Source organism: Mesorhizobium sp. WSM3860 (assembly GCF_002294995.1).
Lineage (GTDB): Bacteria > Pseudomonadota > Alphaproteobacteria > Rhizobiales > Rhizobiaceae > Mesorhizobium.
On sequence record NZ_NSGF01000050.1, the window covers coordinates 1 to 1121 of the forward strand.

1 protein-coding gene is annotated in these 1121 nt (G+C 61.6%); it reads left to right on the forward strand.

The window, feature by feature from the left end; translation table 11 throughout:
* Positions 1-176 precede the first annotated feature (176 nt).
* Positions 177-1103, forward strand: coding sequence for an IS110 family transposase (locus CK220_RS31205; protein ID WP_095815179.1), 927 nt, complete (start codon positions 177-179; stop codon positions 1101-1103).
* Positions 1104-1121 lie beyond the last annotated feature (18 nt).

Below are 1121 nucleotides of genomic sequence, written 5' to 3' on the forward strand. Positions count from 1 at the left end.
ATCCTGTGTGTTGGTTCCGGTGTATGGTTGAAGTGGGAAGGAGACCGAGTGGATCCTGGTCGTCCTTTCGGACAGGCCGTGGCATGGCCCGGTCCCTTCCCACCGGTGAACCATCAACCTGAACAGTTGCACGGGGCTTTCCAAGCAGACCCCGCACCACAGGAAGAGGCGTGGGCATGATAGTACAGAACTATGTCGGCTGCGACATCTCCAAGACGTGGCTGGACTTTTTTGACGAGGCAAGCGGCCGATTTCGGCAGATTGCCAACCAGGCCGATGCGATCGCTGCCTATGTGGCGGGCCTTTGTCCCGGCCACGACTTCGTCGTCATGGAGGCGACAGGGGTCCATGACCGGCTGCTGCGCCACGCGCTGGCCAAGGCAGGCGTTGCGTTCTCGCGGCACAACCCGGCACACACCCACCACTATGCGAAGTCGACGAGACGGCGCGCCAAGACCGATCGTCTCGATGCCAGGATGCTGAGCGACTATGGTCGTCGCTATCAGCCTGAAGCCGAGCCGGCGCCGCGCGAACAAAACGAACGGCTTCAATCGCTTGCCGGTCATCGCGATCACCTGGTCGGGATGCGGGCAACGCTGAAGAAGCACCTCGCGGAGGCCTTCGACGAGCTTGTCATTGCCGACCTTGAAGAAGCGATTGCCCACTTCGACACACGCATCAAAGCGCTCGAGAGCAGGATCGCCCAAGTCATTCGTCAATCGGAAGACACCGCCCGCGATTACACGCTGATGGTCTCCGTGCCCGGGGTCTCCAAGGTTGGCGCGCTTTGCCTCCTGGCGCTGTTGCCCGAGCTCGGCCAGCGCTCTCCCAAGTCGATCGCAGCGCTCGCCGGCCTTGCCCCATTCGACAACAAGAGCGGCAAGCTCAACCGCAGGAGCCAGATCCAGGGTGGCCGATCGCGTGTGCGTCGCGCCCTCTACATGGCAGCCCTCAGTGCCATTCGAACCTGTGACCGCTTCAAAGCCTTCTACACCGCGCTTGCTGCCCGCTCGGGCTCCAAGAAACTGGCCATCATCGCCGTCGCAAGGAAGCTCCTGGTCGTCCTCAATGCCATCATTCGCGACAAGACTGCATTTGCGTGAACACAGTTGCCATGCCGT